The organism is Glutamicibacter nicotianae, assembly GCF_002797775.1.
In the GTDB taxonomy this organism is placed as follows: Bacteria; Actinomycetota; Actinomycetes; order Actinomycetales; family Micrococcaceae; genus Glutamicibacter; species Glutamicibacter nicotianae.
On the sequence record NZ_PGEY01000001.1, the window covers coordinates 2,279,419 to 2,304,889 of the forward strand.

At 61.5% G+C, this 25,471-nt stretch carries 25 protein-coding genes and 1 riboswitch; of the genes, 8 read left to right on the forward strand and 17 right to left on the reverse strand.

Annotated elements, in window-relative coordinates:
- Window positions 1–112 precede the first annotated feature (112 nt).
- On the forward strand, window positions 113–595 hold the full coding sequence (locus tag ATK23_RS10595) for an Lrp/AsnC family transcriptional regulator (protein WP_038993339.1): 483 nt from the start codon (window positions 113–115) through the stop codon (window positions 593–595).
- A gap of 74 nt (window positions 596–669) precedes the next feature.
- On the opposite strand, the gene ATK23_RS10600 is transcribed toward ATK23_RS10595, so the two are convergent.
- Together ATK23_RS10600 and ATK23_RS10605 are read right to left on the reverse strand one after the other, a co-directional pair.
- Window positions 670–1,815, reverse strand: a complete 1,146-nt coding sequence (locus ATK23_RS10600) for an MFS transporter (protein WP_157801654.1) — start codon at window positions 1,813–1,815, stop codon at window positions 670–672.
- Between the two features lie 62 nt (window positions 1,816–1,877).
- Window positions 1,878–2,282 carry an arsenate-mycothiol transferase ArsC gene (locus tag ATK23_RS10605; RefSeq protein ID WP_038993337.1) on the reverse strand — a complete coding sequence of 135 codons (405 nt, stop codon included), beginning with the start codon at window positions 2,280–2,282 and terminating at the stop codon, window positions 1,878–1,880.
- 168 nt (window positions 2,283–2,450) lie between these two features.
- Here ATK23_RS10605 and ATK23_RS10610 point away from each other — a divergent pair, with 168 nt between their 5' ends.
- Window positions 2,451–2,699, forward strand: coding sequence for a hypothetical protein (locus ATK23_RS10610; protein ID WP_066141633.1), 249 nt, complete (start codon window positions 2,451–2,453; stop codon window positions 2,697–2,699).
- A 123-nt stretch (window positions 2,700–2,822) separates the two neighbouring features.
- Here ATK23_RS10610 and ATK23_RS10615 read toward each other — a convergent pair whose 3' ends face one another.
- From ATK23_RS10615 to ATK23_RS10625, 3 genes are all read right to left on the reverse strand, one after another.
- Window positions 2,823–4,346 carry an APC family permease gene (locus tag ATK23_RS10615; protein ID WP_066141636.1) on the reverse strand — a complete coding sequence of 508 codons (1,524 nt, stop codon included), beginning with the start codon at window positions 4,344–4,346 and terminating at the stop codon, window positions 2,823–2,825.
- Window positions 4,347–4,499: 153 nt separating this feature from the next.
- Window positions 4,500–5,372: a universal stress protein gene (locus ATK23_RS10620; RefSeq protein ID WP_066141638.1), complete on the reverse strand. Its 873-nt coding sequence runs from the start codon at window positions 5,370–5,372 to the stop codon at window positions 4,500–4,502.
- Between the two features lie 3 nt (window positions 5,373–5,375).
- Window positions 5,376–6,803, reverse strand: coding sequence for a flavin monoamine oxidase family protein (locus ATK23_RS10625; protein WP_066141641.1), 1,428 nt, complete (start codon window positions 6,801–6,803; stop codon window positions 5,376–5,378).
- A 105-nt stretch (window positions 6,804–6,908) separates the two neighbouring features.
- Between ATK23_RS10625 and ATK23_RS10630 the strand changes: the two genes are divergently transcribed.
- Together ATK23_RS10630 and ATK23_RS10635 are read left to right on the forward strand one after the other, a co-directional pair.
- Window positions 6,909–7,556, forward strand: coding sequence for a TetR/AcrR family transcriptional regulator (locus ATK23_RS10630; protein ID WP_038993333.1), 648 nt, complete (start codon window positions 6,909–6,911; stop codon window positions 7,554–7,556).
- Window positions 7,557–7,558: 2 nt separating this feature from the next.
- On the forward strand, window positions 7,559–7,768 hold the full coding sequence (locus ATK23_RS10635) for a LapA family protein (protein ID WP_066141646.1): 210 nt from the start codon (window positions 7,559–7,561) through the stop codon (window positions 7,766–7,768).
- Here ATK23_RS10635 and ATK23_RS10640 read toward each other — a convergent pair.
- From ATK23_RS10640 to ATK23_RS10675, 8 genes are all read right to left on the reverse strand, one after another.
- A complete protein-coding gene (locus ATK23_RS10640; RefSeq protein WP_066141647.1) occupies window positions 7,765–7,953 on the reverse strand; it encodes a hypothetical protein in 189 nt (62 codons plus the stop codon). The two genes, ATK23_RS10635 and ATK23_RS10640, sit on opposite strands and share 4 nt — an antisense overlap.
- A gap of 164 nt (window positions 7,954–8,117) precedes the next feature.
- Complete coding sequence (locus ATK23_RS10645; protein ID WP_066141649.1) at window positions 8,118–8,489, reverse strand: hypothetical protein; 372 nt, start codon at window positions 8,487–8,489, stop codon at window positions 8,118–8,120.
- Between the two features lie 359 nt (window positions 8,490–8,848).
- Window positions 8,849–9,094: a hypothetical protein gene (locus ATK23_RS10650; protein WP_066141651.1), complete on the reverse strand. Its 246-nt coding sequence runs from the start codon at window positions 9,092–9,094 to the stop codon at window positions 8,849–8,851.
- A gap of 199 nt (window positions 9,095–9,293) precedes the next feature.
- The gene (locus ATK23_RS10655; protein WP_052254055.1) at window positions 9,294–9,782 is read right to left on the reverse strand and encodes an Lrp/AsnC family transcriptional regulator; all 489 of its coding nucleotides are present in this window, start codon (window positions 9,780–9,782) and stop codon (window positions 9,294–9,296) included.
- 152 nt (window positions 9,783–9,934) lie between these two features.
- Window positions 9,935–11,191 carry an MFS transporter gene (locus tag ATK23_RS10660; RefSeq protein WP_066141654.1) on the reverse strand — a complete coding sequence of 419 codons (1,257 nt, stop codon included), beginning with the start codon at window positions 11,189–11,191 and terminating at the stop codon, window positions 9,935–9,937.
- Window positions 11,192–11,198: 7 nt separating this feature from the next.
- On the reverse strand, window positions 11,199–12,323 hold the full coding sequence (locus tag ATK23_RS10665) for an NAD(P)/FAD-dependent oxidoreductase (RefSeq protein WP_211286065.1): 1,125 nt from the start codon (window positions 12,321–12,323) through the stop codon (window positions 11,199–11,201).
- A gap of 9 nt (window positions 12,324–12,332) precedes the next feature.
- A complete protein-coding gene (locus ATK23_RS10670; RefSeq protein WP_066141659.1) occupies window positions 12,333–12,650 on the reverse strand; it encodes a bifunctional 3-phenylpropionate/cinnamic acid dioxygenase ferredoxin subunit in 318 nt (105 codons plus the stop codon).
- Window positions 12,651–12,746: 96 nt separating this feature from the next.
- The gene (locus tag ATK23_RS10675) at window positions 12,747–13,664 is read right to left on the reverse strand and encodes an N-acetylglucosamine kinase (RefSeq protein ID WP_245858365.1); all 918 of its coding nucleotides are present in this window, start codon (window positions 13,662–13,664) and stop codon (window positions 12,747–12,749) included.
- 618 nt (window positions 13,665–14,282) lie between these two features.
- Between ATK23_RS10675 and ATK23_RS10680 the strand changes: the two genes are divergently transcribed.
- Complete coding sequence (locus ATK23_RS10680; protein WP_066141667.1) at window positions 14,283–16,232, forward strand: S8 family peptidase; 1,950 nt, start codon at window positions 14,283–14,285, stop codon at window positions 16,230–16,232.
- A gap of 82 nt (window positions 16,233–16,314) precedes the next feature.
- Here the strand turns inward: ATK23_RS10680 and ATK23_RS10685 are convergent, their stop codons facing one another.
- A complete protein-coding gene (locus ATK23_RS10685) occupies window positions 16,315–17,112 on the reverse strand; it encodes a dioxygenase family protein (protein WP_066141670.1) in 798 nt (265 codons plus the stop codon).
- A gap of 372 nt (window positions 17,113–17,484) precedes the next feature.
- Between ATK23_RS10685 and ATK23_RS10690 the strand changes: the two genes are divergently transcribed.
- The gene (locus ATK23_RS10690) at window positions 17,485–17,928 is read left to right on the forward strand and encodes a MarR family winged helix-turn-helix transcriptional regulator (RefSeq protein WP_066141673.1); all 444 of its coding nucleotides are present in this window, start codon (window positions 17,485–17,487) and stop codon (window positions 17,926–17,928) included.
- Window positions 17,929–17,991: 63 nt separating this feature from the next.
- On the opposite strand, the gene ATK23_RS10695 is transcribed toward ATK23_RS10690, so the two are convergent.
- A complete protein-coding gene (locus ATK23_RS10695; protein WP_066141676.1) occupies window positions 17,992–21,207 on the reverse strand; it encodes a DEAD/DEAH box helicase in 3,216 nt (1,071 codons plus the stop codon).
- A gap of 140 nt (window positions 21,208–21,347) precedes the next feature.
- Window positions 21,348–21,469, forward strand: a riboswitch (SAM riboswitch).
- Window positions 21,470–21,500: 31 nt separating this feature from the next.
- Between ATK23_RS10695 and ATK23_RS10700 the strand changes: the two genes are divergently transcribed.
- The gene (locus ATK23_RS10700; protein ID WP_066141679.1) at window positions 21,501–22,046 is read left to right on the forward strand and encodes an OsmC family protein; all 546 of its coding nucleotides are present in this window, start codon (window positions 21,501–21,503) and stop codon (window positions 22,044–22,046) included.
- A 90-nt stretch (window positions 22,047–22,136) separates the two neighbouring features.
- On the opposite strand, the gene ATK23_RS10705 is transcribed toward ATK23_RS10700, so the two are convergent.
- Both ATK23_RS10705 and ATK23_RS10710 read right to left on the reverse strand, forming a co-directional pair.
- Window positions 22,137–22,844, reverse strand: a complete 708-nt coding sequence (locus tag ATK23_RS10705) for a FadR/GntR family transcriptional regulator (RefSeq protein WP_066141683.1) — start codon at window positions 22,842–22,844, stop codon at window positions 22,137–22,139.
- A 24-nt stretch (window positions 22,845–22,868) separates the two neighbouring features.
- Window positions 22,869–24,545: an L-lactate permease gene (locus ATK23_RS10710; RefSeq protein ID WP_066141689.1), complete on the reverse strand. Its 1,677-nt coding sequence runs from the start codon at window positions 24,543–24,545 to the stop codon at window positions 22,869–22,871.
- Between the two features lie 146 nt (window positions 24,546–24,691).
- On the opposite strand from ATK23_RS10710, the gene ATK23_RS10715 reads away from it, so the two are divergent.
- Window positions 24,692–25,456: a (Fe-S)-binding protein gene (locus ATK23_RS10715; protein ID WP_038993308.1), complete on the forward strand. Its 765-nt coding sequence runs from the start codon at window positions 24,692–24,694 to the stop codon at window positions 25,454–25,456.
- Window positions 25,457–25,471 lie beyond the last annotated feature (15 nt).

Sequence of the window (25,471 nt, forward strand, 5' to 3'; positions counted from 1 at the left end):
CAACAATATCAGCCAATCCGCGCAACACATTTGGGATCCACTGGTCATTTTGACTAAAATCTAGGTTGGCACCTATGCACGCGCAACACAACCTGTCTCAGGAGACCACCACATGAATTCGGATACGTATCAGCTCGATGAAACCGACCGGCGTATCCTTCTGGCACTCGATGCGGATCCGCGTGTGCCCATCATGATGCTGGCCCAGCAGCTGGGCCTTGCCCGCGGCACTGTGCAGACGCGTTTGGAACGCCTGGCCCATTCAGGTGCCTTGCGCCCGAACACCTCGCGAATCCTCCCAGCGGCCATGGGCCGAGGCGTCAGCGCTTTCGTGAGCGCCGAGTTGAACCAGGCCAGCTTGAATGAGGCCATCGCCGCGCTGCGCCAGATCCCTGAAGTTCTCGAGTGCGTCGCTCCTGCCGGCGATACCGACCTCTTGATTCGCGTGGCCGCGACCGACCCGGATGACCTCTACCGTGTTAGCGAAGAGATCCGCTTGTGCCCGGGCATAACCCGCACTTCGACCTCGATGATCCTGCGCGATGTCATCCCGTTCCGCACCACCGAGCTGCTCAAGAAGCTGAGCAAGGACTGAATCCAAGCGAGTAACGGGCAGAATCGCCAATCCCGTTGCCGGCACCGAAAGGTCGCCGGCAACGGCGTTTGTTTTTATGAGCTGGATGGCACTTCCTGGAGCTTGGCAGCGGGCAAGTATTTCGCCGAGCGGAGCACCTGCAGCATTGACAGCACGCAGAGCACAGCAAGCATCGAGATGAATAACGCCGGGTGCGCGACTGTCCGCCAGAGTGCAAAGAATGTCGGGAAAGTGAAACCGATGAAACAGCACATGTAGAACCTGCCGGTGAGCTTGCCAACGTCCGCGCTGCCGGCAAGATCTAGGACCTGGCTCAGCCCGGCAACCAGCAAGATGCCATTGGCAGAACCGGCCACGGCGAAGGCAATGATTCCCAGGATTTCTGAACCGCTGAGCGACACGGCGATCATCAACAGCAGCGCCGCCAGCGAGGTAGCCAGCCCAGCCATGATCAGCCTGATCTTGCCCAGGTCGTTGAATCTCTTGACGAATGGCTGGATCACTGTGCCCATGCCCATGGTGACCGCGACAGCCAAGGTGGTGTAGAACAGGCTGGACTCGCCCGCACCACTGCTCAGCGCGGGGACTACGGCAAAGCCTGTCGCTGCCATGCCGAAGACCCATGGGGCTGCGGGCAGGACAACACGGTGGAACCGTTGGAGGTTTGCCGGGGTTGTCGCTTCACCCCGCGAACTGCGCCCTGCTGGTTCAAGCGCAGGAGCTTCACGGGTTGTGAACATCAGCAGCAGCCAGGCAAAAGCGGTGGCGGCATGAACGATATACGCCAGTTCCGGGCTGCCGCTGGCTCCGACGATGGCCCCTGAAATGACCGGGCCAAGGGCGAATCCAAGCGATGTGCACAGCGCGGCGCGCGTTGCACCGGCGGCGCCGGGACTGAGCAATTTCACCCAGCTGGTGATGGCGACCATGGCCAAGCCCATGCCGAAGCCGGTGAAGATGCGGCCCGCATAGAGGCCGGACTCGTGAAGCGATCCGACCATGAGCCCGAAGGATCCCAGAATCGAGCAGGCCAGGGCGAGCAGCGAGAAAGGCTTGCGTCCGTATCTGTCGGCCCAGGGGCCGCCGAATGCCAAGGCAGGGATCATGCCTGCCAGGTAGCTGCCCATGACCAGCATCGCCTCGAACTCGCTGAGTTCGCGGAATTGCTGATACCAGCTGATCAGCGAAACGTACTGGTTGGCGCACCATCCGGTAAGCACCAGGCACACGCCGGGAAGCCACCACGGAGTCGTCTTACGGGCAGCATCGAGAACAGTAATTTCTACCGCTCCAGCTCGTGGAACAGTTCACGCACGCGGTCGGCGATCTCATCGCGGATCATGTTCATCCGTTCCGCACCGGTGATGCCGTCTTCGCTGGGTTCATAGGTGACCCAGCGTTCGGTCTTAATCGACGGATCGAACTGCGGATTCGCGTCGGTTCCAAGGATCACCACGCGGTCGACTTGCTCGACAACGCGCGGATCAATGGCCTTGGGCGTGCCCTGGGACATGTCGGCGCCGGCCTGCGAGAGCGATTCAACCGCTTCCTGGTTGATGCCCGAACCTGGGTTGGTTCCAGCCGAGTAGCTGGTCACCTTCCCCTCAGAAATGTAGTCCATCAATGCGGCGGCCATTTGCGATTTGCCGGCATTGCGGGAGCAGATGAAAAGTACCGAGTTAGCCATGAACCTATTGAACCATTGACCCGCAGGTTGGTGGCCTTTCAACGGAAAGGTTGCGAAATGTCCCGTGCCGCGCCCCATTACGCAAGATCGTCGTCCTGCCGCTATGGCTAAAAGCTGTGGATGTGGCTACGGTTATGACTACTCAGCCCACGGCAACAGGAGGAAAAGATGCTCGCAGCGCATAAGAAGATCATTGTCACCGGCGTAGTCGTGATGCTGATTGGTGTTCTCCTCAGCAGCTTCATTCCGGCCTTGATGTCGTGGGGCCTGAATTCCGGCTATGGCGGAACCCTATTGGCCAGCGTCCCGCTGAGTTTCATTAACGCATTGATCAGTAACGCGCTCACCCCGTTTGGCGCCGTGCTGGCAGCCATCGGAGTAGCCATGCACATGGCCGGGGCCAAATCCAACGTCTAGTCCCGTTGCTGGCCTGAGCTCGCGGAACCTAGAACTGCGGTAGTTTGCTGCCCTCAAGCAGCAACCCCAATGACCGGCCCATGATCTGCTCATGGGCGGGCCATTGGGTTTTCGGCTCTTGTGCTACTTCAGCAGCTTGCGGGTCCTGATGGTTTCACCCCTGAAGAATGCGGGGTTGCGCAGGCGCATCCACAGCATGATGGCCACGCCGAGCAGCAGCACGCCAACCCCGAGGATGAACACCATACCTACTCCCCCGATTTCGGAGCCCGAGCCGTACTCCGGATTCATGGATTCAATGGCAGTGGCAAAGAACATCACCAGCAGCACTATGCCGCCGATCAGCGGCGCCAAGAACTTACAGAAGAAATTCCGGGCATTATCGAACAGCTCACCGCGGAAGTACCAGACGCAGGCCAACGCGGTCAGCCCGTAGTAGAAGCAGATCATCAGGCCCAGTGCGGTGATGGTATCCCATAGCGCGTTCTCCGAAAGCAGCCGGGTGATCACATAGAAGCCGGCAGCTGCCGCGGCGGCAGCGAAGGTCGCTACCGACGGGGACATGAAGCGCGCGGAGATCTTCGCGAAATTGGAGGGCAGCGCCTTGTAGTAGCCCATGGCCAGCAAGGTGCGCGCCGGCGAGACCATGGTGGACTGCAGCGAGGCAGCCGAGGAAGACAAGATGGCCAGGGACATCAGCATGGCCAGCGGGCCCATGACCGGACCGGAAAGCACAGCGAAAATCGATTCCTGGTTCTCCGGGTTGCCTGCGCCCAAACCGGTGGTGCCTACGCCGGCCCAGTAGATCACCCCGAGCGACACGGCCAGGTATAGCGCGATGATCACCAGCACTGTCCAGGTGGCACCGCGTCCGGGAACCTTCTTCGGATCGGTGGTTTCCTCGTTCATGGTCAGCGTGACATCCCAGCCCCAGAAGACGAAGATGGACAGCGAGATGCCCGCGGCGAAGGCCGAGAAGGTATCGATGCCGGCGGGGTTGAACATCTGCCAGGTAATCGGCGTCGGATCATTGGGCTGGCTGGAGGTCAGCGCCATGATGGCAAAGAGCAGCAGCACCGCGACCTGGAACCCGACCAGCACGTACTGGAAGACCTTGGTGGCGTTCATGCCCCGATAGGAAATCCAGGCGGCCACCGCAATGAACACCAGCGTGGTGGGAATGTTGATCCACAAGTTCGTGGTCAGCTCGGCAATCCAATCCTGCCCGGTGAGCTGGGCAAGGAGGATGTAGAAGAAGTCCACGGCCACGGCCGCCAGATTGGAGAGCACAATCACCGTCGCGGCGATCAGGCCCCAGCCGCCCATCCAGCCGATCATCGGCCCGAAGGCACGTGTCGCCCAGGTGAAGGAGGTGCCCGAATCCGGCATGGCGCTGTTCAGCTCGCGGTAGCCCAGTGCCACCAGCAGCATCGGCAGGAACCCGGCCAGCAGGATCGCCGGCAGGCTAGTGCCGACTTCGGCCACGGTGGCGCCGAGCCCCGCGGTGAGGGTGTAGGCCGGGGCGATGCAGGAGATGCCGATAACGACAAGTCCCAGAACGCCCACGGTGCCCTTGGGCAGTCCTTTTTCGTGCAGTCCGCTCTCGGAGCGTGCAGGCGGCGATGCCTGCCTCAGGTCTTGCGACATGGTGGTTACCTTCAAACTTTCAGCGGGGTGTGCGTGCGTCGGCTACAAGTACCGAGCCACCTTCCGTCAGGGGTCAGTGAGGCGCCGTCCGGGCAGTTTCGCGGCAGGCGTCCGGGGAATATAAGGGGTGGTGCAGGATTTTTGCGGTGTTTCCTAGCGGGCCGCATCAAGGGTCGGGATGACGCCCATGGGCACGTTGAGCTGGCCGAGTATCCGCTGGGCCTTGGGCCCGATGAATAGACGCCGCGGAGCGGCCAGCCGGGCGGAACCGAGCAGCGCCAGGTCCCCGTCCTGCCAGGACAGCTGGGCCGTGGCTTCATCCAGTCCCTGCCCGGAGACCACCTCGATGGCCGCATCCAGGCCCAGGGACTCGGTCAGTTCCTCCAGATAGCTGCGGGTCTTGGCCAGGTGGTCGCCCAGCTCTTGCTCGGAGTTGGCCAGCTCCGCCTGGGAGATGAGCGTGGCCACGCGCAGCGGCAAAGCGCAGGCGGCAGCGATCCGCGCCGAGAGGCCGATGACCTCGCGTGCGCCGGGCCGGTCCCCGACGAAGGCGGTCAGCCGGGTGATCTTCCCGTTGGCTGCGCGCAGCGTGGCCAACGACGCCGGCGAGGACATGAATACTGCCATCGGCGATGAATGCAGCAGCGCGTTGGCAATCGCCCCGGGGCTGAAGAAGCCGGCGCGGTGGCGCTTGCGCCCGCCCAGCACAATCCCGTGCGCCCCGAATTCCTCGCCCAGGGCGATGAGCCCCTCGGCCACCGAGGGCACCGAGCGGGCTACCGCCGAGGCGGCGATGCCCTCCGGCACCAGGGCCAGGGCTTCGGCCGCCCAGCGGTCCACCTGGGCGGAGAGGATGGTGGAGAATCCATGATCCCCGCCGGGGTAGACCGCATTGAACGGGGTGGAGGCTGGCAGCACGATGGCGATCTTCAAGGATGCATCGCGGGTGCCAGCCACCAGGGCGCTGGCCAGTTCGATGGCTTCGGCACCGCGCTGGTCAGCGGTGTAGCCTACAAGCAATTTCATGGCTTAGGCGTTCGCCTCTTCCTTGGCAGCGGTCAGCGTGGCCACCCCGTCATAGCTCTGGTCGTAATCGGTGCCGTCCAGTGCGGCAATGATGCGTGCGGCCGAGCGCCGGCCCATGCGCACCGCGCCGTCCACGTGCTGGAACCCTTCGCCGGCCAGGTCGGAGGAGGAGAAGTAGATCGGTCCGACATTCTCGTTCTGCGCCGGGCCGAAGCGGTGCAGGCCGCCCAAATCGTAGCTGGTGGCGTAGGCTCCGCGGGTCCATTCCTCGGCGGCGAAGTCCGAGAGGTAGAAGACCTTGGGATCCAGGGCCTTCTCCCCCAGGTAGCCGGCCATGGACTTGAGGATCGCCGCGCGGCGCTGCTGCTCGTCCAGTTCCCACATGGCATCGGCCTTCAGATCCGAGATGAAGCCGACCAAAGTGCCGGTTTCCTCGCCGATGTAGGTGTTGTCGTAGATTTCCTGGACCAGGTTGGCCGGACCGAAGCAGGTGCCGGAGAGCCCCTCTTCGCGCCAGAACGGGGTGCCGTAGACGGCGTGCACCTTGATCACCAGGCCCATGGACTGGTGCTGGTGGGTGACCTGCTGCTTGCGCGGCAGCGCCGGAACGTAGGAGATGCGCGAGTACAGGTTCGGCGGCACCGCCAGCACGGCCTTCTTGGCCGAGACGGTTACGCTGCTTCCGTGGGCCACCACGCCGCCGTCGAACCATTCGAGCTTGAGCACCGGGTTGGCCAGGAAGACGATGTCCTCGCCCAGCTTTTCGGCCAGGGTCTTGGAGACGCCCTGCATGGTGCCCACGATGCGCCGGTCCAGGATGAAGTCCTCGTCGACCAGGTTGTCGAAGGAGCCGGCCGAGGACGCCATGAGCACCGCCTGCAGCGCGGAGAAGGTGTGCGCCGGCTTGGTGAGCATGCCCCCGGCGATGAACAGTCCCACGTTGTTGCAGGCCAGTTCGTCGGCGGAGTGCTGGCGCAGGAAGTGATGGAAGGAGATCTTGTCCAGTTCTTCGGCCTGCGGGTGCTCCCATGGCCTGTCCGGATCCATGCCAGCGGCCAGTTCGTTCATCAGCGCTACCAGCTTGTCCATTTCGGCTACGGTGCTGGCGGCTACCGGGAAGTCCTCCCCTTCGTAGGCGATCCGTTCGCCGTCCTCGGTGAGGTAGACGCTCTTGCCGGCCTTGTAGCGTTCGAAGGTCTCGATGCCCAGCTCGTTGATCAGCGAGTAGAGTCCGGTCTGGTCGGGGCTGATCCACTGGCCGCCGATTTCGATGGTCGCCCCGTCCATCTGCTCGGTCCAGGTGCGGCCGCCCACGCGGTCGCGGGCTTCGAGCACGGCGACGGACTTGCCTGCCTTGCTCAGCTCATAGGCGGCCGTCAGCCCCGAGGGTCCCGCACCGATGACGACGACGTCGCGTTCGAGATGTTTCATGATCGCTCCCTTGCACAATTAAATGAATATAGTTCATTTACCTGTCATATAGCATAGGGTACGAACATCCAGTTGTGAAGCACCCCACGTCAGGAAGAGGTCCGCATGAGCGAAACGGAAGCGAGACGAGCCGGCCGCCCACGCAAGGCGGTGCTGAACCGGGAGCGCATCACCGAGCATGCGCTGGAACTGGTTTCCGGGGACGGCTACGAGTCATTGACCATGCAGCGGCTGGCAAAGTCCCTCGGCGTCTCGCCCTCGGCGCTCTACAACCACGTCGATTCGAAGCACGACCTGCTGCAGTGGATCCAGGAATGGGTCATGGCCGATATCGACACGTCGGTCTTCGATGAGGCGGGCATCAAGGAAGCGCTGCTGAAGTGGGCTACGAGCTACCGCAACGTCTTCGCCCGGCACATTCCGTTGATCCCGGTCATTGCGGTCCTGCCGGTCACCGATTCACCGCGCACCCTGGGCATGTACGAGCGCGTGGCCGAAGCACTGGCGGACTTCGGCATGGCGGAGAACGAGATTGTGCCGACGATTGTCGCACTGGAGTCGTTCATTTTTGGCTCGGCCATGGACACCGCCGCGCCCCATGACATTTTCGATACCAGCAACCACCAGGATCTGACTCCGCATTTCACCCGGGCCGTGGCGGCGCAACGCCGCTCGAAGCTCGATACCAGCGATGATTCGTTCCAGCGCGGGCTCGCGGCTCTGGTATCCGGCCTGCTGGCCAACGGAAGCTGACCATGGATAATGAGCCGAAGCCGCGGATCACCGGCAAGCAGTGGGCTTCCATTGCACTGGTGGCTATTGCGCTGGTCTTCATCCTGCAGAACCTGACCTATGTGCGCGTGGAATTCTTCCTCTTCCATACCGCCGCACCGTTGTGGCTGATCCTGCTTATCACTTTGGCGGCAGGCTACGCCATCGGGCGGTTCTCCAAGCGACGGAACTAGTCGTCGAGGATGGCCCACTCCCCTACTTGCTCGTTGTCGGAGTCGTAGACGTCCTCCTGGGCGCCGGCAACGATCGGATACATCGTGATGTTCGTCGACCAGTCCCGCAGAATCTTCTGCAGCTCTTCCAACGGTTTGAGCTGCATGTCCTCGGTATCGAAGTTGACTTCCAAAACAAAACGCATGGCCTGCTCCCATCCTTGTCGGTTGCCGCCATCCTATGCCCGCAAGGCCAGAAATACGAGACTTGCCGCAAGTCCCAAGGCAGAACCGATGCCAATCGGGGACGCACGAAAAAGGGGACCCCGAGTTGCCCCGGGATCCCGTCTTCTGAAGATGCTTTGGAAAGCTACTGTACAGCGCTCATGTAGCTCAGCGACTGGAGCGCTTCGTTGCCGCCGACCTTGTACAACACCAGGACCAGTCCGCCGAACACGACGCCCATCAGGGCAGAAAAGCCCAGGGAGATCTTGACCAGCGAACGGACCTCGCCGCGGCTGATCTCGGCTTCATCGTTCAGGTAGCGAGCTGCGCCTTCGGTGAAGCTGGCTGCCGGGGTCAATGCGGGAACCGGAGCGGTGAGCAGATTCGAGGCAGTGTCGATTGCCCCGCTGCGCAAATAGGCAACAGTCATGCGGTTCTTGCGATCCTGGCGAAGCTTGACGATGTTGGCGCCGTGGCGTGCCAAGAGGATGTCTTCACCGAGTGGGATCGAGGCCATTGCTGCTGCTCCTAAAGAATTATCATTTTGCGCATTTCCAGTCATATCCATCATTTCCGACCATTTATCTATTGAGAAGTGGTTTGTTCAGAAGCCCACACGACCTTGTGATGCAATCCGCATGATTCTGGGGCTAGATCGACTTTTCTGGTGACGGGGAGCATAGTTTCCAATAATTGTTCCGGGTTAGTTATTGGCTGGTATTTCGCAGGTCACAGGGAATTGCGAATGATGCCATTTCATGGATTATTCGTCGTCGATAAATGCGCAGACCAGCGCGTGAAATGGTTGGCGGCACGGCAGAGCCCCAGTCCAAAAGTGGACTGGGGCTCAGCACGATCAGCGCAAAGGGCCAAACCCTATGCGGTCTTCAGATCCTTGCCGTCCTGCTTGCGCTGGCGCTTCGCTGCGCGGATCTGCAATGCCAGGTCGTGGTTCGACAGGTCTTCCGGCGAGGCAACGCCGCGCTTGCGGGCCTTGGCAACCAGCGCCTGGCGGATTTCCGCCTGATGAGTGCGCTTGTACCGGATGACCAGCACAGCAGTTGCAACGGCCAGAACAATCAACGTCACCACTGCGGTGATCAGAGTTGCGTCAAAATTCATGGACTTCTCAACCTCCCCATTCATTCAGTCGCAGCTGCGGCAGGTTCCACTGCCGTGCTGGAGAACCGGTCCCCAGCGGCCAACGGGCCGCAGCCATGCTAAGAGAAGAACATCAAGTTTAGCATGTTTCTTCGAGCAATGCCGTGAGGCAGACCGCTCCTGCGAACACCGAACGGTCGAGAAACGGCAAGAATGCGGGTCAGAACTCTCCGCTGCCGTGTCCGTGTTCGAACACCAGCGAGGTTTGCGTCGTCGCGACTGCGGGATTCGCAGAAAGGTTGTCGAGCACGAACTGGCGCACGTCCGAGGAGTTGCGCACCGCGACGTGCAGGACGAAGTCGTCGGCACCACCGAGGAAGAACAGTTGCCGCACCCCGGGCTTGCTTCGCATGTCATTGGCGAAGTTCGACATCAGGTGACGGGCTCCGGGCCGGATCTTCACGAAGATCAGCGCTTCCAATTCGCGGCCCAGCACCGCCGGGTCCACTTCAATGGTGAAGCGCGAGATGACTCCCGAATCACGCAAGGCGTTCAAGCGCGCCAGGCAGGTCGACGGCGCGATGCCCAGCTCTTCGGCCAGGGAGTTGTTGGTCCGCCGCGAGTTCTTCGCCAGCAGCGCCAGCAACTTGCGGTCAATGCCGTCAAGCTGCGTCGCACGGCTTTCCCGTCCTGGTTCATTCAGTGGCATTCGGCCGCACCTGCTCCTCGTTATTGCGGATCGCTGGATTCATCATACGACCTCGGATGGCGCCCCTTGGCGCTTTTCCCCACCAGTTCCCGGCGACGCGCAGCTTCCTGGCCGGCGGGCTGCACGATGCCGCAAGCTGGTTGGCCCAGGATTTACGGAACGCTCTTGATCTGGCGTACCAGCACGGCGCCGAGGAGGCTGATCACCACCGAGCACAGGAACAGGGTCCGGTAGCCGCCAAACCAGGTCACCGTCAGCCAGGCGATCAGCGGCGCGACCACCTGAGGCAGGGAGTTGGCAATGTTGATCATGCCCAGGTCCTTGCCGCGAGAATCGGCATTCGGCAAAACCTGGGTCAGCAGCGCGAAGTCCACCGCCAGATACGCGCCGAAGCCGATGCCCAGGAGCACTGCGGCGATGATGGCGGTGGTGAACGAGGTAGCGAAGGTGAGTACGCCTGCCGCGGCGGCCACGATCACCGAGGAGAGGATGACGTATTTCTTGCGCTTGCCATCCTTGTCCGACAGCTTGCCGGAAATCACCGAGGAGAAGATGACGCAGAAGGCGTAGATCGCCGTCAGCACCAGCACTCCCTGGGCCGGCTCCGGATGCTTGATGGCGTCCTGCAGGAAGAACAGCAGGTAGACCAGGCAGAGCTGGCAGCCCAGATACAGCAGGAAGCGGGTCAGCCAGGCCCAGCCGAAATCGCTGTGCTTGACCGGGTTGATCCAGAAGCTGCGCAGGAATTCCAGCGGCTTCAGCGGCTCCAGCGCGCCCTTGGGCAGCGCGACGTCTTGGCGCATCAGCACGAAAGGGATGGAGCAAATCGCCACGGCGGTTGCGACAATCGCGTAGCCGAAGACCAGATTGCTGGCAGCGACCATGCCGATCACTGCACCGATCAGCGAACCGCAGGTTTGTCCTAGGGCCACCAGCCCGCCAACCATGCCGCGCTGTTCCACCGGCACCTTGTCCGGGATGGCCGCGAAGATCGCTGCCAATGCTGCATTGCCGGCCGCTTGCATCAGCGCCCAGCCGATGACCAGCGTGCTGACGGTGTGCGCTGTCGACATCAGCAGCAGGGCCAGTGCAGCGCAGATTGTTCCGAAGAACACCCACGGAATGCGCCGCCCGAATTTCGAGGTGCTGCGGTCGCTCAGGGCGCCGAACAGCGGGTTGGCTACCAACGAGACGGCCGCGCCGACACCGGTGACCAGCGAAAGAATCGCATTCTTCTGGCTGGCGTCCAGCTGTTCGGCGTGCAAGCCGAGCAGCACCTGGATCGGTGCGAAGAAGCCGACATTGATGCCGATGTGGACAATGACCACCGCGGCGATCCAGCCGGGGCCAACTCGTTTGATGGGCGTCCGCAGGGCCGCGGGAACGTCCATCGGTTCGGCTGCACTCATAAGTTTCCTACCGGCCTAACTCGCGCGGACCCACGGTTGGGTCCTTGAATTGTTCAATGCTTGGGGTGGCTGACTTGGCGATCAGCCGTTTCACTGCCTTGGCCATCAGGCCTCCATCGATCATCGAGGCTGACACCAATGAGCCATTGGCATCGAGACCGAAGACCATCTGGATCTTGCCTCGCCGGTTCAGGCGGGTCACGGTGCTGGCGGCCTGGCTGAAGTCGCCGACCGTTTCCACGTGCATTTCGTGGCGGTCGCTCCAGAACCACGATACCGATCGCTGCACAGCGGCAGTGCCCATGATCGTCGCCGCCGCCTGGGCTGCATCTTCCATCGCGGCTTCCCAATGCACGGTGCGCGGCTGGTTTTCTTCCCGGGCGGCGTCGCCGATGGCCAGCACCTGCGGGCAGCTGAGCGACCGCTGCTGCGCATCCACCAGGATCCCGTCATCCACCTCCAGGCCCAGCTGCTCGGCGAGCGCGGTTTCAGGTTCGACTCCGATGGCCGCCACGATCAGCTCTGCCTCATGGCGCTGGCCGTTGACCAGGGCATGGTTCGGACCGAGCTCCGTGACCGCACCGGTCACGGTGGTGATGCCGTGGTTGGCATGGTCTGCGTGCAGCTGTTCGGCAAGCTCCTGGCCCAGCACATGGGCCAGCGGCGCGTTGGAGTTGGAAACCAGGGTGACCTGCGCGCCGAGCATCTTGGCGGTGGAAGCGAATTCGGCCCCGACCAGTCCCGCTCCGATGACCAGCACTCTCTGGCCGAACATCCCGGATTCCAGGACCTCGGAGATCCAGGCCGCGTCGGCCGCGCTGTGCAGGCTGCGCGCGTGGTGCCCGCCGGGGATCTCCAATGCCTTGGGCCGGGTGCCGGTCGCCAGCACCACCCAGTCATCGGCCGCCTGGGGCAGCTGCAGGCGCTCCACCTCTTCCTGGATCAGCCCGACATTATTGTCCTGGTACCAGGACAGCGGTGCAAACGGTTCAAACTGCAGGGATTTGCTCAGCGGAGGGCGGTCATAGGGCAGGCCTTGGGCATCGCTGATCTTGATGGATCCGGGGTAGTTCTGCTGCACCAGATGCCGGGCCAGGGTGTATCCGGCGACCCCGCCTCCGATAATGTGCACGGAAGGCATCTAGACTTCAAGCTCCAAGAAGCCATCCACAACGTTCACCGTGTAGGTCCGGGCATCTACGGTAGCTGGCATGCACAGCACCTTGCCGGTCTTCAAGTCGAAGCTCGATGAGTGCAATGGGCACTCCACCGTGCAGTCTTCGATCCAGCCATCGGATAGCGACGCGACTTCGTGCGTGCATTCATCCTGCAGGGCATAGAAGTTGCCGTCGTCGGCGTGGAAGATCGCGATGTCTTCGCTTGCGCCGCTGTCTTTGGCTTCAACCAGCAGCGATTCGCCTTCTGGGACAAGATCTACGGGACCAACTCGGAAACTCACGATGACTCCTTAATAATCACTAGGTTCTGAGCTAATCTTGTCACTTATTGTTTGCCAGCACCTATTTGATGGCCCGTGTTCACCGCTGTCCGCGACTTACGGCTGCGCACGAAAGCGCGATACGAGCTGATGCAATGGGTGGTCCTCCGGCAAGAGCGCCAGACCTTGGGCCCCATCCAGCCCATTGCCCGTCGAGTCCTGGACGCTTGCAGTCGGGATGAGCAGCTGCAGCTGCTGCTCGAAGCTGTTCCTGACGTATTTCCCGGCGAGTGCTCCCCCTATGGCCGCCACCGGGAGCGGACCGGCGTCCTGTTCCAGTCCCGCGCGGCGCACTGCCGCCGCGGCGGAGCAAGCCAATTCCTCTCCAGCCCGCGCGCAGATTTCGGCGGCTACGTCATCGGTGGCCGCCAGCTGGGCGACGTTCTGGGCGAAGGCGGCTACTGTTGCCACCCTGTTGGGCATGGCCTGCAGGTCGATATAAGCCTCGGTCAGGTCGGGCCAGAGCCGCGCGAGTTCGTCGGTCAGCGCAGTGGCTGGCCCTCTGCCGTCGAAGCCCCGCATGGCGGCGCTCATTGCCTGCTGGCCTATCCAATAGCCGCTGCCGGCATCTCCCATGATGTAGCCCCAGCCATCGACTCGCGCTACCGAGCCTGGGCCCACTGCCAGTGAGACAACGCCGGTTCCGGCGGCAACAACCACGCCTTGGCGGTCGCCCATTGCTCCGAGATAGCTGGTCACCGAATCATGCGCCAGCGCAATATCAGTGATCTCTGGGGATCCGATGAGTTCAAAGAGCTGCCGTGCGTCGTGTTCGGCTTTCACCAGGCCGGTGGTGCCGACACCAATCATCGTGATTACTCCGGGGGTCTCGGCCAGCGCGTGGCGGATAGCTCGTGCCAGTTGCGGCGGGACCGGCTCGTTGGTTTGCACGCCGGGAAAGCGCAGCTCGTTGATCTCGCCGCGGTGTTCGAAGCGGATCTTGATACCAGTCTGCCCGCCGTCTACTGCTAACACGCCTTGGACCATCGATTCCCTCTCCCTTAGCCATCAGCTTCAGCCTACGTCGTCTGCAACCACCGTAGCTCCGCGACAAATCATTTTGCTCGCATGATGCGGCCTTCACGCAAGGCGTCTGGATTCCGCGCCACATCGGCTGTACGTTCCACTAGTCCATGATCGCCTGCCGGCAACAGCTGGAGGGCACCCGTTCCATACCGCGCCTGCCTAAAGACACATTATTCAATGAATTAGGCTTTTAGTCACACCCACTTACGCATCATCGGATGATTCTCGAACCGAGGAAATCCATCTGGAACCGCCTTTGAATGCCATGAATAAATTATTCCGAATCAGATATCGCATCACATGTATGTCTTAGTCAGATCGGATCTGAAAATTTTTCCCACTCCGCTGGCCAAATAACATCCGTTCATTGTGCAGATCCGCGTTTTCGTCCGGATCAAGCCCTAAAAATATGTGAAACACCTTTTTAGTACATGCGTGAATATAAAAGATTTATTCGAGAAGTACTTCCTTTAGGAGTTGGAGAGCAGTTACGCTCCTACCGGCACACACCACATCGATTGATCACCGACTTTTGTGCGCCCAAAAACCCCAATAAGGAGAACATCAATGGCACGTTTTTCCACCCCTCTTCGGAGGACCTTGGCCGTCTCGGCGGCCGTAGTGATCGGCATGAGCGGCTTCGGCATCGGCGCCTTGCCGGCCACCGCCTCCCCCGTTCCGATTCCCGCTGAAAAGTCCCTCCCCAAAGCCAGCGCAGACAACAAGGTCAAGATCGGTTCGGTTGAATCAGGCGAAGCCTACGACAAGTTCATCGTCACCTACAAGGCATCAGCCAAGGAAGCGGGCAAGTCCTCCCGCGCCAAGGCCTGGGGCAAAGCAGCCAAGGCAGCCGGCGTGTCCGTCAAGGAAATGCGCGCCATGGCCACCGGCAGCTTCGTGGTGAAGGCCGACAAGAAACTCAAGGGCGATAGTGCTAAGGAGTTCATGGCCGATATCGCGCAGTCCGGCCTCGTGGAATCGGTGGAACCAGATGCCATCATGAAGATCTCCATGACTCCCAACGACACCCGCTACGGCGAGCAGTGGCACTACAGCGGCACCAACGGCATGCGCTTGCCGTCGGCGTGGGACGTCGCCACCGGCGAAGGCAGCATCGTCGCTGTCCTGGATACCGGCATTACCTCGCATTCCGACCTGAATGCCAACGTCATTTCCGGCTACGACTTCGTCTCCAGCTCCGAGTCGGCCCGCGACGGCAACGGCCGGGACGCCAACCCGCAGGATGAGGGCGACTGGTACGCCGCCGGTGAATGCGGCGGCAGCTACTCGGGCAGCTCCTCTTGGCACGGCACCCACGTGGCCGGCACCGTAGCCGCGGTCACCAACAACTCCAGCGGCGTGGCTGGTGTTGCTCCGGATGCCAAGATCCAGCCGGTGCGCGTCCTGGCCAAGTGCGGCGGCAGCCTCTCCGACATCGCCGATGCCATCATCTGGGCCTCTGGCGGTTCGGTCCCAGGCGTTCCGAATAACCCGACTCCGGCTGACACCATCAACATGTCGCTTGGCGGTGGCGGCGCGTGCGGCTCCACCTACCAGGCAGCCATCAACTCGGCGGTGTCCCGTGGTACGTCGGTGGTTGTTGCCGCCGGCAACGAAAGCCAGAACGCTTCGAATTCCCGCCCGGCCAACTGCGAGAACGTCATTACCGTAGCGGCAAGCAACCCATCGGGCGCTCCGTCGTACTACACGAACTACGGCTCGGCCATTGATGTCACCGCGCCAGGCGGCGACACCCGCTACGCTGGCCAGGGCGTGCTGTCCACGATCAACACCGGCACCACCACCCCGTCCAGCCAGGGCTACACCTTCAACCAGGGCACGTCCATGGCCACCCCGCACGTAGCGGGCATGGTCGCGCTGATGAAGTCGGTCGACCCGTCGATGTCCCCGGCCGCAGTGGAAACCGCATTGAAGCAAGGCACCCGCGCGATGCCAGGCGGTTGCAGCATCGGTTGCGGTGCCGGTCTGGTGGATGCTACCAAGATCATGAGCGCCATGGAAGGCACCGGCCCCACGCCAACCCCGGATCCGGAGCCAAGCGGCAACCTGCTGAAGAACGCGGGCTTCGAGAATGGTTCGGAATACTGGACTGCTAACCGCGCCGACACCTTCGAGACAGGCCCGGCTGCCCGTTCCGGCAACGGCCTGGCTGGCCTCAATGGCTGGGGCAACTCCAACACCTACACCCTGGACCAGAAGGTCACCATCCCGGCAGATGCCTCCGCTGCGCAGCTGGAGTTCTACCTGCATGTGCTGACCAACGAAACTACTGCCTACAGCCAGTATGACAAACTGACCGTACAGGTCCTGGACGGCTACGGAACCTACAACATGGGGACCTGGTCCAACCTGGACGCCAGCTCGAACTACGAACTGCAGACCGTTGACCTGGGCAACTTCCGCGGCAAGACCGTCACCCTGCGCTTCAAGGGCGTGGAAGACAGCTGGCAGGCCACCTTGTTCCGCATCGATGATGCAGCGGTAGCCACCAGCTAGTTATTCAAACCAACTAGATCCCTATTAACACAGCAAACGCGGCACCCATCGGTGCCGCGTTTGCCGCGTTAAGCAAGACTGTTCAGCTCAAGGTCCAGGAGCGCTTGGACAGCCCATACCAGAAACCGTCAATAGCGGTCTTGGCATCGATGCCGCCCGAGGCGTAGGCAGCTCCCAGCGCAACGTACAGCGGAGCCCAGTGTTCCGAGCGCGGATGTGCTTCGCGCGCTGCCGGAGCCTTGTGCAGGAAGTCCAGGATGGAATCCACGTCGCCGCGGGCCATGGCCTCTTCGGCCCAGTGGTCGAACTCGCTGGAGGCCGTTGGCGGGGCTACGTCCGGCCCACCGGCCGGGTTGAACCAGCGCAGGTTATGGGTGGTGAATCCGGAGCCGACGATCAGGGTTCCCCTATCCCGCAAGGGGGCCAAGGACTTGCCCAAATCGAAAAGCCCCGAGGGATCCAGAGTCGGCATGGACATCTGAACCACCGGCACGTCGGCATCCGGGAACATTTCCTTCAGCGGCACGTAGGCGCCGTGGTCCAGGCCTCGGGACTCATCGCGCTCCACGTGGTGCCCGTAGGCGGAGGTCAGTCGCTTGACTTGATTGGCCAGTTCCGGTGCCATGGGCGCGTCGTAGCGGACGTCGTAGTACTTCTGGTCAAAGCCCCAGAAGTCGTAGACCAATTCGTTCTTCTGCCGGGTCGCGCTCAGCGTCACCGGGGCATTTTCCCAGTGCGCGGAGATCATCAGAATATCTTTGGGCTTCTCGAAGGTGCCGGACCAATCGGCCAGTTCACTGGTCCAGCGCTGGTCATCGGCCAGCGGCGGAGCACCGTGGCTGAGGAAGAGGACGGGAGGGGTATCGGATCGCTGAGTCATAATTCAAACCTACCAATCATTAGTTGAAGCGTCAACCTTTTGGAATCGTTTGCCGTTGCTGCCTCCAACCTACTGCGCACTGGGGCCATCGTCCATGGACCGTATGCCCGCATTCAGCTTCGCTGAATGCCGAGCGAGCCACTGCAATAAGCGCTTTGCTGGCAGAAGCCACCCGCTCCGGCAGAGATCGGCAGGGGCGTAGTCCGCACCGATCCTATTTCAAGGCAGCGTACACAGCCAGATGGCCGTCCCGTCAACTCAGCGTAGGCCGTTCGAACGACACCTTCACCCGCCGGGCGCAGGAGATCTGTGCGAATATCGATGGCTACGCGAACTGCCTGCCCGTGCGAAACACTGATTAGAATAGGAGATATGCAAGAAGAAGAATTGATGCAGACGGTCGAAGAAGAATTCACCGCCATCTTATTGCGTGCCCGCCAGATGCTGATCCGCCGTGCCAAGATCATCCACCCGGATCTGCAGGACCCAGGGTACCGCTTGCTTGCAGTGGTCATCCGTGACGAGGCCCAGCAGCAGGGATCGCTCGCAGAGAAGCTGCGCTTGGACAAGGCAACCATATCGCGCCTCGTGCAGCACCTTGAATCCTTGGACCTTGTCACCCGTACCCAGGATCCTTCCGATGGCCGGGCCCAGCTGGTTTCGGCAACAGATATAGCCAAGGAAAAATGGCGTTCGAGTGGCAACACGCTGCGTCAGGAACTGCGCCGCCAGCTCAAGGAATGGGAAGCATCCGAACTGAAGAACTTCGGAGAACTCCTGCATCGTCTCAACCACAGCTTTGACGAGATTCTCTAATACTCCCCATGCAGCTGAAGCCTTGGAAACCAGATGGTTTCCAAGGCTTCGGCTTTTTGCGCATCAATCCATCAGTGCCAAGAAATCATCGGCAGAAAGCGCCGCGCTCTGAGATCCCTCGGCGGTGTCTCCCAAGACATCGTTGAACAGCTGCGTCTTCTTGGCCTGCAGCGCGAGCACCTTGGATTCGATGGTGTCCTTGGCTACCAAACGGTACACATAGACGGGCCGGGTTTGACCGATGCGATGGGCACGGTCAATCGCTTGGGCTTCGGCCTGGGGGTTCCACCACGGGTCAAGCAGGATGCAATAGTCCGCTGAGGTGAGGTTGATGCCGAATCCTCCGGACTTCAGCGAGATGAAGAAGACCGGGAATTTGCCTTCGCTGAAACCGTCAATCAGTTCCTTGCGCCGCGGTCCACTGGTGGAGCCGTCAAGGTAACCGTGCTCAATGCCCAGTTCCTCGGCGACGTCGCGTGCCTTGGACAGGAAGCTGGTGAATTGGCTGAAGACCAGGATCTTGTGTCCCTCGGAAACCGCATCCCCCATGAGCTCGCGCAGCATTTCCAGCTTCGCGCTGGGCGCATTGCCTTCGCCCACCAGCGAGGGATCCAAAGCCAGCTGGCGCAGCAAGGTGAGCGACTGGAGAATCTGGAAGCGATTCGAATCGACGTCGTCAACCAGGCCCAGCACTTCTTGCCGCACGCGCTGGAAGCGGCGGTCATAGGCTTTCCGGTGCCCTGGCTCCAGCTCGACTTCCAGGACCTGTTCGGTCTTTGCCGGCATCTCGGGAACCACCTTCTCCTTGGTGCGGCGCAGCACGAATGGTCGCAGACGGTTCTTCAAGCGTTCCATCCGCTCTTGGTCCCCGTCGGCGATTGGCTTCTGGTAGTTGTCCTTGAAGGACTTCGCACCGCCCAGCAGGCCAGGTGCGGCCAACGAGACCAACGCCCACAGTTCCATGAGGTTGTTCTCCATGGGCGTGCCCGTGACCACGAATTTGCACGGCACCGGCAGCTGCCGGGCCTGCTTGTAGCCCTTGGACGCGTGGTTCTTCAGCTGCTGGGCCTCGTCCATGATCATCACGTTGAATCCGGCGGCCTCGAAATCCTCATAGGCCAAGCGGAAGATCGTATAGCTGGTCACCACCAGCTGCGCATCACCGATCTGCGCAGCCAAATCCTGGCCGCTTTTCTTTGCGGTTGAGGTGATGCCGGTGACGCTCATCTGCGGGGCAAAACGCTGAGCCTCATTGATCCAGTTGCCCACCACCGAGGTAGGGGCAAGCACCAGGAACCTCTGGCTGGGATCTTCAATGCGCGCCTGTTCCAGGCAGGCCAGCAGCTGGACGGTTTTGCCCAGACCCATGTCGTCGGCGAGGACTCCGCCCAGGCCGTGGGTGCGCAAGAAGTCCAGCCAGGACAGGCCGTGGCTCTGGTAGGGGCGCAACTGCGCATTGAAGGTATCCGAGAGCTCAACAGGCTTCATCTCCTCGCCGCTTTGCAATGCCTTCATGGTCTGCAGCCACTGGTTGTGCTGGGCTTCGATAATTCCCAGATCCACCAGTTCCTGCCACCAGTCGATGCTCAACTTGTGGATGCGAATCGTATCGCCCTGCACCGTGCCCAGCTCCTCGGCTTCGGCGATCAGCTGGCGCAGCTGGGCAAAATCCGCACCATCAATCGGGATCACCGTCAGGTCATCGAGGATGAGATACTCATCTTGCTTGGTCAGGGCTTCGAGCAGCAGCGCGAACGGCACTTTGATCTCGCCGAGGAGCACTTCCACGGACAGGTCGAACCAGTCACCCGTGCTTTCACCCGCTTCGACGCTGACCGTCGCCGGGGCATCGCTGATCCGGTACTTCGGCAGCCGATTCTGCTCCTCGATGATGACATCGGGATGCTCTTCCAGCAGCGGCAGTGCGTGGACCAGGAAGTCGATGGACTCAGAGGTGCTGAATTTCTTCGGAGGGAAAATTCCTGATGAGGTCAGTTGCCCCAGCAAACCCAGCTCGCCGAGCTTGTCCTGCACCGAAGCGGCAATTTCCTTTTCCACGGCATGCTGGCGAGGCCCCTTAGATGAGTACTCCCAGGAATAGCGCACGGTCAGCGGGGCTAGGATGCTTTCCAAGGACAGCTTGAGGCTGGGGCGCGCGGGAACCGGGATGCGGTAGCTGCCATCTTCGCTCTTCAGCGGCGCCATCACGCGCAATCGGTCCAGATGCTGGGTCTCGAAAAGATCGATGGCTCCATCCGGAATGATGTGCGCACCGGAGTCGATGAACGCCGCCAGTTCCTTCGAGACAGGTTCAGCGAACTGCGCCAATCCGAGTTCCTTGGCCTTCGGCAAGGGGCTGGAGGCGTAGGCCAGCAGGGTCGGTGGCGTACCGATCGGCAAGAGGTGGTGGTGCTCTTCGCGCGGCCCGCGCAGCTTGCCTTCCATGCGCAGGCCCTGTTCAGTGCGGCGCACATCCACGTGGGCCATGGCTGGTATCTCGCTGAATTCCACCGGGAGCTTGGCAGCGGAACCGCCGTTGACGATCTGCACTCCGGCGTCACGCAGGGCTTCGAAGGCATCCAGCAGGTCCTGGCCAGGCAGATCCATCAGCGAGATCCAGTCCTTGGGATCCCACGAATGCCGGTAGGTGCTCTGTTCCACGTGTTCACGCAGCCGGTCCAGTTCAACGACCGCTCGGCGCTGCTTCTTGGAGAAGCGCTCATCGAAGGCGACATTGCGCCAGCTGACTCCGGTCTGGACCCAAGGGCTCTTGGTGCCCTGGCGGGCCGGCCGCGCCTGCAAGGTCAGCGCGTCCGCGCCTCCGTAACGGGGTTCGCTGACCACTTTCAGGATCAATCCCAGCGGTTCCTCGTCAACCAGTTGCTCATCTGGAATTGCTGGAAGCAGACGGTCCAGGGTTCGTTCCCACTGCGGCTTGCTGTTGCGTTTCCATGCGAAAGGGTCCACCCCGGAGTCGGAGACGAAGAAGCCCTGGTCTTCTTCGGTGGTGACTTCAATGAGCAAGGCGGCGACATCCTCGCAGGATTGAACGCCCGGATGCTTGCTGCAGAAGCTGGTGAAGCTGATATTGCCGCGGTTGATTTGCAGCTCGGCCATCACCGATTCGCGCAGCACCAATGCGGAAATGCGGGAAAATCCCGGCTTCATGTCGCGGTGGGCGATCTCCACTTTTCCGGAATCGCAGAGGAACTGGCCCAGGTTGTATTCAGATTCGGTCACCAAGGTCTGGGCCGCAGAAAGTGTCAGCTGGAATTCCATACTCGCCGTTCATTGTTCGTGCAATGGGTGCCCGAGAGCTCGATTCCATCTTAGCGAGCAGCCAGACAAGTTGCCCGATGACGAAAAGTTACCCCTGCCCTTTACGCGCTGGCACCTCAGCCGATAGAAAAGAACCACAGAATCACGAGTTCCGCTCTTTGAGCCCTGGCTGAGTGGACGGCAACCCTCCTGCGTCATTGTGCGGGGTGCCCCAGGTGAAGATTCGACGCATCTTGAACGCCAAGGTGCGTAAGCGATGGCGCCCCTTGCGCCAGAAAGGGGATTAATTCCTCATGTCTAATGCAGCATCTACCCTGACCGTATCCGAAGACCGCGCACAGCGCCTGCAGGAAGCAGGCAAGGGCTGGGGCGAACGCATCTCGGCGGCCCCGCAAAGCGCCAAATTGACCTTTACCGTCGAGGGCGAGGGGTTCGATTCGGTAGCCAGCAACATTGTCTCCGGGAAGCACACTTTCCAGGTCGACGAACCAGCTGCCCTGGGTGGCAATGATGTCGCGGCAAGCCCGGTGGAATATGCGCTCGGCGCGCTGATCTCCTGCCAGGTTGTGGTCTACCGCTTGTACGCGCAAAACCTCGGCATCCAGGTGGACGAGGTGAAGATCCAGGCCAACGGCCACCTCGATGTCCGTGGCCTCTTCGGCATTGACAAGTCCATCCGCCCGGGCTTCTCGTCGGTGGAACTGGACATCCAGATCACCGGCCCCGAATCGGCCGAACGCTATGAAGAACTGCGCCAGGCAGTGGATGCCCACTGCCCGGTACTGGATCTGTTCGCCAACCCGGTACCGGTGACCACTGCGGTGAGCATCGCCAGCTAGCAGATGCGGCAATGGCGCCCCGGGGCCGGATCGGAAAAATTCCGAACCGTTATCCGGGGCGCCATGCGCGTGCTGAATTCTTGCTTATCCCTACCGCGTCTGCGAGTAGAACCAGTTGATGTGCTCTTCGAGCAGCTGCGCTGCGCGCTCGCGCTGGTTCGTCGCGAATGCGTGGTGGATAGCCTTGTGCTGGCGGCGCAGCACGCGCACCACCGGTTGCCAGGCCTCGTCGCTGGGCACCGAGTCCGAGACATAGTCGCTGATCGAATTGCGCAGCGATTCCATCATGGATTCAACCACCGAATTGCCGGCCATGGAAGCCAGGAGCACATGGAACTCGGCGTCAATGCGGTGGAAAGCTTCGCGCGAAAGCTGCGGATCGTCCATGCGCATGATCAGCACCGCGGTGCGGTCGATCACCTGCTGGGCGTAGACCGGGTCGCGGGGATTCATTTGCGCGGCCCAGGTTTCCAGCAGAATGCGCGACTCGACGATCTCGCGGACGTTGATGCCCTTGGCCGCCAAGTGCAGCCGCAAGGCCTGCGAAATGCCGGCCGAAGGGTTGGAGATGATCACCGCTCCGGAGTTGGGCCCGGAGCCGGTAGACGTCTTGATAATGCCCATCACATCAAGGATGCGGATGGCATCGCGGACCGAAGCCCGCGAAATCCCATGCCGCTCCGCGAGCGCACGCTCGCCGGGAAGCTGGTCGCCTACGGATAGCTTCTCTGTGCGCAGATCTTCTTCAATTGCCTGGAGAACGATCTGGTACGCACGCGGAGCTGGGTTCATTGACATCGGATCTATTTTAGCCCGTCAGGACTATGGCAGCATCCAGGAGAGCACCGGGGTGGACTGCAGGTAAACCAGGCAGCACAGCACCAGCAGCATGCCTACGGACCAACCGGCGACCTTCTTCAGGATCACCGATTCCTGGCCTTCCATCTTCACCGAGGTGGCGGCGATGGCCAGGTTCTGCGGGGAGATCAGCTTGCCGACCACGCCGCCGGAGGTGTTGGCGGCAACCAGCAGGTTCGGGTCGATGCCGGCATTGACGCCAGCGGTCTGCTGCAGCTTGGCGAACAGCGCGTTGGCCGAGGTGTCCGAGCCGGTCACTGCGGTGCCGATCCAGCCCAGGATTGGCGAGAGGAAGGCGAAGAACGCGCCGGTTCCCGCCAGCCAGGTGCCGATGGTGATGGTCTGGCCGGACAGGTTCATCACGTAGGCCAGGCCGAGGACCGACAGGATGGTCAGTGCCGCGAAGCGCATGTTGTAGATGGTCTTGCCGATTTCGGCAGCACCCTCGGCGAAGGTCATCTTGTATTCGCCATTGCCGTCGTTCAACGAGTAGACCAGGGCCACGATCAGGCCGGTGATCAGCAGCAGGGTGCCCGGGGAAGACAGCCACTGGAAGTTGTAGACGGTGGAGGTGACCGCTTCGCCTTCGGCGTTCAGGATCTTGCCATCCAGGCCCGGCCAGCCGAACTTGATGTCGGTGCTTGCCAGCCATGCAGGAATGTCGACGCCCAGCTTCCACAGCTTGGCCACGCCGAAGATGACGATGACCAGCAGGTATGGGAACAGAGCCATCCAGGTGTTGCCTGCGTGCAGCTTGGTGTTCGATTCGTGCGGAAGCGCAGCGGCTTCAGCGGTCAGTACGCGCTGGCGTGCTTCGTCGGCGCCCTTCGGGGTCCAGAAGCGAAGCAGGATTACTGCAGCGGCCAGGCCGATCAGCGAGGCGACGATATCGGTCAGCTCGTAAGAGAAGTAGGTGGAGCACAGCCACTGCGCGACACCGAAGGAAATGCCGATGGTCAGCGTTGCCGGCAGGGTCTGGCGCATGCCGCGCCAGCCATCGAGGATCAGCACCAGGATCGATGGGACAAACAGTGCCAGCAGCGGGGACTGGTGGCCAACGATGGCGCCGATGTCGGCAGCCGGGATGCCGGTCAGCGCGCCGGCGGTGGTAATCGGAATGGCCACGGCGCCGAAGGCTACCGGGGCGGTGTTGGCGATCAGCACGGCGCAGGCAGCGCGCAGCGGGGACAGACCCAGTGCCAGCAGCATGGTGGCGGTAATCGCCACCGGTGCGCCGAAGCCGGCCAGCGCTTCGAGCAGGCCGCCGAAGCAGAAAGCGATCAGCACGGCCTGGATGCGCACGTCGCCGCCGCCGATGACGTCGAATACGCGGCGCAGGTCCTCGAAACGTCCGGACTTGACGGTGACCTGGTAGAGGAAGATCGCCATGACAACGATCCAGACGATTGGGAAGGCGCCGAACACCATGCCCATCAGCCCGGAGTTCAGTGCCAATCCAACCGGCATGTTCCAGCCGAAAATCGCGACGATGATGGCAACGGCGAGCGAGCCGAGGCCGGCCCAGTGGGCCTTGACCTTGATCACCGCGAGGAGCACGAAGAAAGCGAGAAGCGGGATCAGTGCGACGAGTGCTGAGACAGCAATGCTCCCGGCAATTGGATCCGTGGTGGGTGTAAACACGGTGTGGGCGTCCTTACTCTAGATGGTCTGACCATATGTGGTCCGACCACCAAGAGTACAAGGTGAGAGCCATCACAACAAGTCTTGACTATCAAGAAGTGTGTGGAATAGTATGGTCTGACCACACTTTGAAAGAGTCATTTATTATGCGAATTGCTCTCTTTGCCACGTGCATTGTGGATGCTATGTATCCGGAAACCGCCAAGTCGACCGTGAAAATCCTGGAACGCTTGGGCCATGAAGTCATTTTCCCGAAGGCGCAAGCCTGCTGTGGGCAAATGCATATGAATTCCGGCTATATGCCTGAAGCGCTGCCCGTTGTCGAAAACCACATCAACGCCTTCGACACCGAAGACTATGACGTCGCGGTCGCCCCCTCGGGTTCCTGCGTCGCTTCGGTCAAGCACCAGCACCCCTATCTGGCCGAGCGCTTGGGCAAGCCCGAGCTGAAGGACCGCGCAGTTGCCATCGGCAAGCGCACCTATGAGCTGAGCCAGTTGCTGGTGGATGTCCTGGGAATCACCAACGCGGCAGAGCAGCTGGGCAGCTACTTCCCGCAGACCATCACCTACCACCCTTCCTGCCACGGCATGCGTTCGCTGAAGCTCGGCGACCGCCAGCTGGATCTGCTCAAGACCGTTGGCGGCATCACCGTCAACGAGCTTCCGGAAGCCGACCAGTGCTGCGGCTTCGGCGGCACCTTCGCGATCAAGAACTCCGATGTTTCCTCGGCGATGCTCGAAGACAAGATGAAGAACATCTGTTCCACCGGCGCTTCGGCCTGCGCAGGCGGCGACGCCTCCTGCCTGATGCACATCGGCGGCGGCCTTTCGCGCACCGGAGCCAAGCCAAAGACCCTGCACCTGGCCGATATCCTGGCCAGCACCATGGAAGAGACGGTGTCACTGTGACCCAGGTATTCCTCG

Excerpts from the sequence above, each read along its gene's own strand:
- ATK23_RS10595 (WP_038993339.1), top strand. The coding sequence starts at position 113 with ATGAATTCGGATACGTATCAGCTCGATGAAACCGACCGGCGTATCCTT.
- ATK23_RS10605 (WP_038993337.1), bottom strand. The coding sequence starts at position 2,282 with ATGGCTAACTCGGTACTTTTCATCTGCTCCCGCAATGCCGGCAAATCG.
- ATK23_RS10610 (WP_066141633.1), top strand. The coding sequence starts at position 2,451 with ATGCTCGCAGCGCATAAGAAGATCATTGTCACCGGCGTAGTCGTGATG.
- ATK23_RS10615 (WP_066141636.1), bottom strand. The coding sequence starts at position 4,346 with ATGTCGCAAGACCTGAGGCAGGCATCGCCGCCTGCACGCTCCGAGAGC.
- ATK23_RS10620 (WP_066141638.1), bottom strand. The coding sequence starts at position 5,372 with ATGAAATTGCTTGTAGGCTACACCGCTGACCAGCGCGGTGCCGAAGCC.
- ATK23_RS10625 (WP_066141641.1), bottom strand. The coding sequence starts at position 6,803 with ATGAAACATCTCGAACGCGACGTCGTCGTCATCGGTGCGGGACCCTCG.
- ATK23_RS10630 (WP_038993333.1), top strand. The coding sequence starts at position 6,909 with ATGAGCGAAACGGAAGCGAGACGAGCCGGCCGCCCACGCAAGGCGGTG.
- ATK23_RS10635 (WP_066141646.1), top strand. The coding sequence starts at position 7,559 with ATGGATAATGAGCCGAAGCCGCGGATCACCGGCAAGCAGTGGGCTTCC.
- ATK23_RS10640 (WP_066141647.1), bottom strand. The coding sequence starts at position 7,953 with ATGCGTTTTGTTTTGGAAGTCAACTTCGATACCGAGGACATGCAGCTC.
- ATK23_RS10645 (WP_066141649.1), bottom strand. The coding sequence starts at position 8,489 with ATGGCCTCGATCCCACTCGGTGAAGACATCCTCTTGGCACGCCACGGC.
- ATK23_RS10650 (WP_066141651.1), bottom strand. The coding sequence starts at position 9,094 with ATGAATTTTGACGCAACTCTGATCACCGCAGTGGTGACGTTGATTGTT.
- ATK23_RS10655 (WP_052254055.1), bottom strand. The coding sequence starts at position 9,782 with ATGCCACTGAATGAACCAGGACGGGAAAGCCGTGCGACGCAGCTTGAC.
- ATK23_RS10660 (WP_066141654.1), bottom strand. The coding sequence starts at position 11,191 with ATGAGTGCAGCCGAACCGATGGACGTTCCCGCGGCCCTGCGGACGCCC.
- ATK23_RS10680 (WP_066141667.1), top strand. The coding sequence starts at position 14,283 with ATGGCACGTTTTTCCACCCCTCTTCGGAGGACCTTGGCCGTCTCGGCG.
- ATK23_RS10685 (WP_066141670.1), bottom strand. The coding sequence starts at position 17,112 with ATGACTCAGCGATCCGATACCCCTCCCGTCCTCTTCCTCAGCCACGGT.
- ATK23_RS10690 (WP_066141673.1), top strand. The coding sequence starts at position 17,485 with ATGCAAGAAGAAGAATTGATGCAGACGGTCGAAGAAGAATTCACCGCC.
- ATK23_RS10695 (WP_066141676.1), bottom strand. The coding sequence starts at position 21,207 with ATGGAATTCCAGCTGACACTTTCTGCGGCCCAGACCTTGGTGACCGAA.
- ATK23_RS10700 (WP_066141679.1), top strand. The coding sequence starts at position 21,501 with ATGTCTAATGCAGCATCTACCCTGACCGTATCCGAAGACCGCGCACAG.
- ATK23_RS10705 (WP_066141683.1), bottom strand. The coding sequence starts at position 22,844 with ATGTCAATGAACCCAGCTCCGCGTGCGTACCAGATCGTTCTCCAGGCA.
- ATK23_RS10715 (WP_038993308.1), top strand. The coding sequence starts at position 24,692 with ATGCGAATTGCTCTCTTTGCCACGTGCATTGTGGATGCTATGTATCCG.